Annotated in this window: 8 protein-coding genes; 2 read left to right on the forward strand and 6 right to left on the reverse strand. The window is 28.9% G+C overall.

Annotation, left to right across the window (positions count from 1 at the left end):
• Together A9G42_RS09060 and A9G42_RS09065 are read left to right on the forward strand one after the other, a co-directional pair.
• A partial coding sequence (locus tag A9G42_RS09060) for a glycosyltransferase (RefSeq protein ID WP_306453223.1) occupies window positions 1-351 on the forward strand: 351 nt, incomplete at its 5' end.
• Window positions 352-368: 17 nt separating this feature from the next.
• Window positions 369-1,436: a glycosyltransferase family 2 protein gene (locus A9G42_RS09065; protein WP_065653246.1), complete on the forward strand. Its 1,068-nt coding sequence runs from the start codon at window positions 369-371 to the stop codon at window positions 1,434-1,436.
• Window positions 1,437-1,469: 33 nt separating this feature from the next.
• Here the strand turns inward: A9G42_RS09065 and msbA (A9G42_RS09070) are convergent, their stop codons facing one another.
• The 6 genes from msbA (A9G42_RS09070) to A9G42_RS09095 all read right to left on the reverse strand — a co-directional run.
• A complete protein-coding gene (msbA, locus tag A9G42_RS09070) occupies window positions 1,470-3,242 on the reverse strand; it encodes a lipid A ABC transporter ATP-binding protein/permease MsbA (RefSeq protein WP_065653247.1) in 1,773 nt (590 codons plus the stop codon).
• Between the two features lie 21 nt (window positions 3,243-3,263).
• On the reverse strand, window positions 3,264-5,000 hold the full coding sequence (gene msbA / locus A9G42_RS09075; RefSeq protein WP_065653248.1) for a lipid A export permease/ATP-binding protein MsbA: 1,737 nt from the start codon (window positions 4,998-5,000) through the stop codon (window positions 3,264-3,266).
• A 125-nt stretch (window positions 5,001-5,125) separates the two neighbouring features.
• Window positions 5,126-6,187: a glycosyltransferase gene (locus A9G42_RS09080; RefSeq protein ID WP_065653249.1), complete on the reverse strand. Its 1,062-nt coding sequence runs from the start codon at window positions 6,185-6,187 to the stop codon at window positions 5,126-5,128.
• Window positions 6,188-6,275: 88 nt separating this feature from the next.
• Window positions 6,276-7,226 carry a DUF7796 domain-containing protein gene (locus tag A9G42_RS09085; protein WP_065583383.1) on the reverse strand — a complete coding sequence of 317 codons (951 nt, stop codon included), beginning with the start codon at window positions 7,224-7,226 and terminating at the stop codon, window positions 6,276-6,278.
• A 131-nt stretch (window positions 7,227-7,357) separates the two neighbouring features.
• Window positions 7,358-8,437: a WavE lipopolysaccharide synthesis family protein gene (locus A9G42_RS09090; protein ID WP_065653250.1), complete on the reverse strand. Its 1,080-nt coding sequence runs from the start codon at window positions 8,435-8,437 to the stop codon at window positions 7,358-7,360.
• The coding region (locus A9G42_RS09095; RefSeq protein WP_143426137.1) for a glycosyltransferase family 4 protein at window positions 8,430-10,044 on the reverse strand (1,615 nt) is incomplete at its 5' end. The genes A9G42_RS09090 and A9G42_RS09095, both read right to left, overlap by 8 nt.

The following is a 10,044-nucleotide window of genomic DNA, read 5'->3' on the forward strand; positions in this document are numbered from 1 at the left end:
GATCAAGATGTTTTAAACATTTTGCTTGAAAATAAAACACGTTTGTTACCTATAAAATTTAATACTAAAATAAAAATTTCTACTGACGCTCATCAGGAAAAAAATATTAAACCTTATACAGTAATTTTACATTATATTTCACAAAATAAACCTTGGTTTAAAGTATACCTTTCTAAAATATTCGAATATTATTTTCAACTCTCTCCATGGAAAGACGACGAGTTACCATTAAGTGGTAATAGTTCTTCAATTAGAAACTATGCTAAATATCTAATGAAGCAAAGATCTTATTGCAAATCTATTTATTACTATGGCGTCTATTTAAAATATAAGTTATTTCTAAAAAAATAGCCATGGAAAAATACTATATGACAAATAAAATAACTGATATTTCTATAATTATCCCTTGTTATAATGTAGAGGACTACATTGCTGATTGCTTGAACTCTCTCATAAATCAAAGTTGTTTACCGAAAGAGATTATTTGTATTGATGATGGTTCAACCGATAACACGCTATTAATCCTTCAACAATATGCATCAAAATTGAGCTACATAAAGATTGTTCAACAATCTAACCTTGGTGTAAGCGTAGCTAGAAATAAAGGAATTGAGATAGCATCAGGCAATTATATTCTTTTTATTGATTCTGATGATATTATAAACATAAATCTATTTGATGAGTTTGCAACAATATTAAATATAGAGCCAAATTTAGATTTTTTTTATTTTGACTATACCTCTTTTCAAGACAGTAAGGCACATCTTAAATCAAGTCAATTCTCGCCTACCAAACCAAAGTTTTTTAAGTCAGGGTTAGATTTATTCAGTTATTTATTAGAAAAAAAGAATTATTCTGGTGTCGTATGGAGATATATATTTAATCAAAAATTATTTAATGAAAAATTCATTGGAAAAAATCATGAGGATCATCTTGTTTCTCTCTCTATTATATCGAAAGCAAAAGCCACATATTATTTAAAAAATAAAGATGCATATTTCCACCGTGTTCGATCTTCCTCATTATCAATGCAAAACATTGACTATTTATATACCAATACATTAAAAAATGTTTTAAATAAATGTATTACAAATATCATTGAATTACCTTTATCAGAAATAGCTAAACGTAATTATATTTTAGTAATGAATGCAACCTATTTAGAATCAGTATTAAAGTCAAATAAATTACAATCAAAAAAAGAAAAAGAAAATCTTATTCAAGAACTGGGACTGCTAAAGCTACTAATACGAATTTACATCGACAATAAACCTAATATTTTTAGAAATATTCCTTATATTTTAAAATTTATAAAAAATTATCCTTGCCCAATGTCAACCAAACAAGCATTGCTAAAATGCGTAATAACTAAACAACATCCTTGTTTAAATATTAAAAGTAAATTCAAACAATATTCTTCATTAAATAAATTTTAAACTGTAATATAATCATTTAAATATGCAATATTTTCACTCATTAAAATTACTTTTATACAACTTAGCATAAATGCTATTTTTATTTAATAAATCTGAATGAGAGCCTTTTTCAATAATTTTTCCTTCATTCATAACTAATATTTCATCTGCATTTTCAATAGTTGACAACCGGTGAGCAATAACGATAGATGTTCGTCCTCTTTGTAGTTCTTCTAAGGCTTTTTGTATTGCTCGTTCTGACTCCGTATCTAGGGCTGATGTAGCTTCATCTAAAATAAGAATTGGCGTATCTCGTAATAAAGCTCTTGCTATTGCAATACGTTGGCGTTGACCTCCAGATAATAATACTCCACTCTCTCCGACTATAGTATCAAAACCCTTTTCTAATCCTTTTATAAAATCATAGGCATAAGCTTTTTTAGCTGCTTCTTCTATTTGACCTTGAGAATATTCGCCAATTTTACCATATGCGATATTATTGGCGATAGTGTCATTAAATAAATGAACATGCTGAGACACTAATCCAATCTGGTTTCTTAAGCAATATAAAGTAAAATCTTGTATATTAATACCATCAATTAAAATTTCACCGTGTGAAGTATCATAAAAACGAGTTAATAGGCTAGCAATTGTTGTTTTTCCAGAACCCGATTGTCCCACTAAAGCAATGGTTTTACCAGCAGAAACAGAAAAGCTAATATTTTGCAAAGCAAGGTCGCTTCTAGTTTCATATCCAAATGATACATTATCAAAAATAATATCACCTTTAACTTTTGCTATATTTAAATGGCCTTTATCATTTTCTATTGGCTGCTCTAATAAGGCAAATAGTGTTTGGCAAGCGGCCATACCCCTTTGAAATCCAGCATTCACACTGGTTAGGCTTTTTATCGGTTGCATCAATGCGACTAATGAAGAAAAAACAACTGTAAATTCACCAGGAGTAATATTCAAATCAGGATTACTTGCAGTTAATAGTACAAATGCAATTGCAAAAGAAATAATAACCTGAACTACAGGAGTTGATAGCGCAGAAATAGAAACCAATCGCATACTATCACGGCGAAATTTATTACTCACTTTATCAAAGTTTTTTGACTCTTCTTCTTGAGCACCAAATATAATAATTTCTCTATGTCCTTTTAACATCTGTTCAACAGACATAGTAATGCCACCCATTGAATTTTGCATATTTTTAGCTAGTTTTCTAAACTTAACAGAAATCAAGGTAATTAAACCAATTACAATTGGTGTAATAATAATCAAAGATAGAGAGAGCTGCCAGCTATTACTAAACATAGTATAAAATAACCCGCAAATGAAAGCTGATTCACGCACTATCGTTATTAAAGCATCAGATGAAGAAGATGCAACTTGATCTGTATCATAGGTAATCCTTGATAATAGCCTTCCTGTCGAGTTTTGATCATAAAAACTAACTGGAGCATCAACAAAATGACCAAAAAGCCTTTGTCGAATTTTCATCACTATTTTGCCAGAGATTAATGATAGAAAAATAGAATAGCCATAATTAGCCACACCCCTTAATAAGACTAGCCCAAAAATGTAAAATGGTGCCATCAATAAAAATTCTTGATCATTCATAGAAAAACCTCGATCAAGTAATGGGCGTAATAATCCAATTAATGAAGTATCAGCAAAAGCACTAGCAATTAATAAAACAACAGACAAGAATAAAATAAACTTATGTTCTGCAATTAATGGCCATAATTTTAAGAAAGTTTTCCATGTTGAAGAATCCTTATCAATATCATTTATGTGTACAAGCTTACTTTGTTTAGTCATATTATTCATTATATATTAATTTTAAGTATTAAATTGCATTTTATGCATTTGAGCATAAGTTCCATTTAAATTGATTAATGACTGATGGTTTCCATCTTCAATAACTTTTCCATCGTCAATAACTAAAATTCGATCTGCTTTTTCAATAGTAGATAGACGATGAGCAATTATAATTGATGTTCGGTTTTTTTGTAGAACCTCTATTGCATCTTGAACAAGACGTTCCGATTCATTATCTAATGCTGACGTTGCTTCATCAAAAATCAATATTGGATTATCGCGTAATAAAACGCGAGCGATTGCAATGCGTTGTCGCTGACCTCCTGATAATAAAACGCCATTATCACCGACTTCAGTATCAATACCTTGCTCTAATCTATTAATAAATTCAATTGCATTAGCTAACTTAGCAGCTTTTATTATATCATCTCTGCTATAAAGCTCTTTTTCACCATAAGCAATATTTTCCGCAATTGTTCCATTAAATAAATGTACATTTTGAGAAACATAACCAATTTGTTTACGCAATGATCTCAATGTATATTCTTGAATATTTATGGAATCTAATAATATTTCACCTTGCGAAACATCATAAAAACGAGGAATTAAGCTTGCAATTGTAGATTTACCTGCACCAGAACGACCAACTAATGCGATTGTTTGACCGGCTTTTATCTTCAAAGAAATATTGTTTAAAGCAGGTATATTCCTTGTAGGGTAAGTATAAGTCACATTTTTAAACTCTATATCTCCTTTAGCCCTTTCTACAACAATAGAACCATGATCATTCTCTAGTGGAGAGTCCAAAAGATCGAATAATGATTCACATGCAATTGACCCTTTTTGAAGCTCTACATGCAAACTTGTTAGTTCTCTTAACGGCCGCATAACAGCAATCATTGCAGAAAAAACTACAGTAAAAGATCCAGGCGTAATATCTAAATTCTGGCTAGCAACTAAATAAAGTATGAATCCTAATCCTAAGGTGGCAACTAGCTGTATAATTGGTGTAGATAATCTGGAAACAACTTCTATTTTTAACATACCGCGCCTAACACAATCTGTAATATAGTTAAAATTACCTTTTTCATATTCTCTAGCATTAAAAATCAATACTTCTTTGTGCCCCTTTAACATTTCATCACTGGCGGTGGTAATTTGTCCCATCCCTTGTTGCATTGATGCAATTGTTTCCCTGAACTTTTTTGCAATAAATTGTGCAATAAAAATGATCATTGGAACCAAAATAATAAGAACTGAGGCTAATTTCCAACTTCCATATAACATAACTATACATAATCCTATCGCATACGCTATCTCACGAATGAGTATAATTAATGCGTCAGATGAAGCTTTTGATAGCATCTGAGTATTAAAAGTAACAACAGAAACAAGATCACCAACAGATTGCTTATCATGAAAACTTATAGGACTTTTGAGTAAATGGTTAAAGATCATTTGCCTAAATTTAGTCACTACCTTTCCTGATAACCAAGCAAGACAATAAGTTGAAGCGTAATTAGATAAGCCTCTTAATAAAATTAAGCCAACAATTGCAATTGCAATTGCAACTAAAAGTGGATAATCCCTGTCCATTAATCCGTGATCAAGCAACGGTTTAGTTAGCGAAATTAAAGTTGCATCTACAACCGCATTGAGTAAAAGCCCTATTACTGCAATAATTAATGCTTTTTTAAATGGGTTAATGAATGGCCAAAGCTTCTTTAATGTCGTAATTGAATTTAATTTTTGAGACATAATAAAATACTTAAACAGTAAAGTTATAAGGGATTATACTACAAATAGAAGTTTACCCGTTAATTTTATTGTAAATTTAATAAGACAAATATTAAAATCAAAGAAAAATTAATGACAGTTTTTCATTAATTTTTTTTTATTTTTATTTTAATGCCTAAAAAACAAATAATATAATGTCTATTTGCATCCCAAATGCCCAATAACCGCTGTTTCCTTGTTAAAAAAAATCGATTAACTTCCCCAATTTTGTGATAGTGTTTCTTGGATAATGAAATTAAATAATAATCATTAGGAAAATAGCATGTAAGGTTAAATAAATTAACAATCTCTGTTGATTTATTTAAAGCTAATATGCGCTCTTTTTGAGGAAGACATCGTAAAGCTTCATAAATTTTTTGCTGAAATAGATCGACTAATACTGGCTTAAATTTTTCGTGCAACTTCCATTTAAATACAAAACGAAGTAAAAACTCAAAGCACAATAATGGATCTAATTCGTGAAAGGTTTTATGATAAGTTTTACCTTTTTTATTACATTGGCTCATGATAGATCCGGCTCTTATCAGATAATTGTAAAATTTGTCGTTTATAAAAAATGCGGAATTACTCACCAGTGCATAAGACAAAAAAAATGGTCCATCCTCGTACCAAAGCCCCTCAGGAAATTTAATATCATACTTTTTTAGTATTGAAAGTTTGTAAATTTTATTCCATGCGCAGACATCCATATTTGCTACAACATCATTAGATAAATTAACTAAACCTGTATATTTATGTTCAAAATATCGTTCGTCCTGAATTCGAGCAATATTATCCTCAAAAACAAGTCGTGTAGAGAAATAAACAAGATCTACTTTATCTAAGCTAAAATACCATAATGAACTTTCATAGGTATTTAATTCAATAAAATCATCTGAATCGACAAAAGTAATATACTTGCCTTGTGCATTTTCAATACCAACATTTCTTGCTGAAGACAATCCTCCATTTTTTTTACTAATAATTTTAATCCGTTTATCTTCTTCGGAATACTTTCTTAAAATATCAAGCGAATTATCTATCGAGCCATCATTTACACAAATTATTTCAATATTTTTAAAAGACTGATTGATAACACTATCTAAACACTTATTCAAATATTTTCCAGTGTTATATACTGGAATTACAACAGATAAAATGGGGGACATCGACTATAAACCTATCTCAAACAAAAAACAACTAACTAAATATTTTTTAATAACATAAACAATAAATTTTTAATTTAAAATCAACAAATTAGACTTTATGGAACATTCTCATGCTTATAACCTTCTTTTCTAATTTATTGATTTTGTTCTTTACAAGGCAATAAGGAAATAAGCCCAAAATAAAGAAAAAAGCTATCCTTTTATAATATTTACTTTTGGAGTGTTTATATAACGCCTTACTTCTTAGTATTTCGGTTTTTATCACATCAAAATCAGGACCATGTTTATAGTTAATTGGATAGTGGCTTATCTTCTTCTTCATCCAAAAATTTGCCCACCAAACTTCCATACAATAAAAATCATCAGGAAAAATATTTTCATTGAATTCACTATATAAAGACGATGATTTATCAATAACTTCAGGTCTTCCAAAAAAAATAAGATCAGATCCAGCCAAGAAATTGGGATCTTCAACCATATTCCCTCGCCCAAAAGGATTAAACCCATGAAAAATAACATTTTCAGGTATTGCCAATCCAAATTTTAAATAGCAGCTAAGAATACTATCAATTCGAAAAGGAGATTTGAAAAAAATATCAGGCCGAGTAACTATAATCCAATCATAATTAATATCTTTTTCTAATTGATATTCCTTTCTCAACCTGTTAACCATATAAATTGAGTAAGAGTTGTTTAAACATCCTTTTTTAGCTCGAGGAAACCGACCTATTTTCTCAATCAAAACCTCGTTTTGGCAGTCTAATTGTGACTCAATAACTAGTTTCCTAGGTTGATAGAACTTATTAACTAATGAAATATATTCATTAGTTAATAGTTTATCTGTCAAAGCATTACCATTTAGGTTTCGATAATTAATTGTTGAATGATCTAATTCATCCCAAGTATGAATAAAAATATCTATTTTATATCCATCCAACACGTTTTCATCTAACAAATTTCTTTTAAACGAATTAAATGTAAATTCAAACGTCCTTAAATGCCCAAAAAATTGAATGGCAATATGTTTAGTGTTTATCATTAATCAATTCCAGACTAGCTTAATTAATTTTATTGTGCACTGTTAGCCTATTTTAAATTTAGATTTCAATAAACTTAGTATGTTATGTCATATAAAAATTATGTTAATTAAAAAAACCATATTATTTAGGCTTATTTTATCCTTCTTAATAAAGTTATCTTGTGTTTTATTGACCTTATTTTTTCTCTTAATTCTTTTTCAATTTTGCTAACAACAAAATATGGAAGAATACTGATTACAATGCATAATAGTTTAAGAGATTTATACCTTATTTTTAAAATAAATTTTTTAGGAATATAATTTATATTATCTTGATTATAAGGCCAAAACTTCCATATCACTTTTGACTTTACAATATAATAGCAGTCTATAATATTTTTTCTTCCATGTATCTCATGCCTTAATATACAAGAGGCGTTTTCAACTGGACCGCCGACAAAAGGAGCTAATTTAAAAAAATGAGGTAAAACTATTTGATTTTTCTTTTTAAAAGGATAGTTTCTTTTTTTCTTCCATCTTAAAGAAATATCCCAAGAGTTTAAAAGATAGATATATTTACAAAAAGCATTATAACTATCTTCTTTAGTTTCTTTAATATCCCAATTTCGCTTAATTAAAAAATTTCTGAATAGCTCGCTTTCAGGCGAAAAAGGATTATACTTTAGTTGATAATCATTATTTTCTACAAGCTCCCTAACCTCCATGATAACATTCAACTCAGTTTTGTCATATAACGGTAATGCATAATATTCTTTCAATATTTCAGTCATTCCTGCCAAAAACATATCCGAGGGATGATACAATCTATCTTTTCGAGTATAACAACATGTCGTAATTATTTTATTATTATCCAAAACCCAATTATATTTTTTTATTTTTCTAAAAAACTTATTGAAATCAATATACTGATCATTTCTTAACTTTATCACGAAACGATCATTATCAATAACGTTAAGCCCTGCTTGAACAGACAATAATTGCCTATTTATATTGGCAAATCCAGGATTTATCAAATCTTTAACAAAAACTTTTTTAACATTAAATGAACTAAATAAATTTGTTATTTCCTTTTCATATAGTTCCTTATCATTTTCATATATAACAAATATTATTTCATTTATATCACAACGGCTTTTTTTCATAGAATATGAAATTTTATTTAGGATATTATCATTGTAGGGACCATGAATTAATAAGGAGATGTTATGCATTTATATTACCTTTAAAATTGAGTTTTTCATTAAGGGAAAGCATAAACTTTAGATGAGTCCTATTAGGTTCTAAATTACCAAATCCATTTATAGCTATTTCAATAACGTCCTCTTTTTTTGAATTAATTGCTGTTAGAACGTCTTTATAAGATAACAAGCTCCCCTCAGAAAATAAATTTCGAGCATTCAGAATCAAAATAGGGCAACCATAATCAACAGCATCAATAACTTCATTAATATAGGCATAATTTTCATTAAACATTATGATTTTATCAGTAAAATTTTGATTGAACTTAAAATATTGTAAGAAATTATCAATTATTTTATTTTTTTTATTATTGGGAGTTAATATCACATGTTTACCCATAAATTTGACAACTTCTTGGTTATTAATAAATTGCCATGAGTCAATATTCCTCCCCCCATTTTTTCTTCGAGATTTTAACTTCTCATTTATCCAATTTAGACGTGAATCAACAGTAATTAAAGGCGATGTTACTTTAGAAAAAGTTTCCTGTTGAATTGATAAAATATTCATTCTTTCTTCTTTAGACATATTATAAAAATTTTCTATCTTTTCCGCTAAATCAGTATCATCAAAAGGATCAAAAGTAGCAACTTCTTTAGTTGCGCCTAAATAGTCACAACATCCTGTATATTTAGAAGCCATTCCCGGAATTCCTTTCACAATTGTTTCCCCTAAGGCTATTGAAAAACTTTCGAATGTAGAAGATAAGACACAAAGATCACCTATGGCAATAAATTTTTCTTTTTGTTTAGTATCAGCAAAATCAAAAAACAAGATATCATTTCTAAACTCTAAAGGTATATCTTTATAAATTTGATATCTCGACTCCTCATTAGTAATTTCATCATAATTTGTGTTTCCGACAATAAAAAGTTTACAATTATAAACTTTCTTTTTTAATTTAATGAATTGTTCAACTAGAAAACGTTGATTCTTACGACCTTCTATTCTTGATATTATAAGAATATTAAAAGTATCGCTGAATTGTCCTAAATCATATAATTCAGATAATTCTTCTTTAATACTTTTGGGGTTATCAACTAGCTCCACATTAAGATGATTAAATGCTCTCACTTCGTCATAAATAAGGTAATTTTTTTTGACATATGCACTCATAAAACTAGAAGGCGAAATTTGAGCATCAGCCAACATAATTTGTAGTTTTTCTCTCATATAACAGTCTTTAATGAAATGGTTTGCGTACTTAACAGGTAACGAAGTATTCCATTCATAACACTCCCGAGAAGCTGTATGATGGTGAACAGCGAAAACAGTTTCCGAAAATTGTTTTTTAAGATTTTTTGCTATTAGGCAATCCAATGCCAACGCACAATAATCAGAGACTTCAACAAAATCAGGTTGGATAGAAATAAGATGCTCATAGACATCTTTAGAATTAGTTATACTTATAACTGTTAAGTTTTTAAAAGCTAATAAATCACATTTTTTATCAAAACAATTAACTAATACATATAGTTCAACTCCTGTGTGGTTCAACAGAATATATTTGCAAATATTATAGAGATAAGATGCAATACCACCATGTCCAGGATAAAAGCCAAATTCATGGGCAACAAAA

Source organism: Gilliamella sp. Nev6-6 (genome assembly GCF_001690605.1).
GTDB classification, from domain to species: Bacteria; Pseudomonadota; Gammaproteobacteria; order Enterobacterales; family Orbaceae; genus Gilliamella; species Gilliamella apicola_C.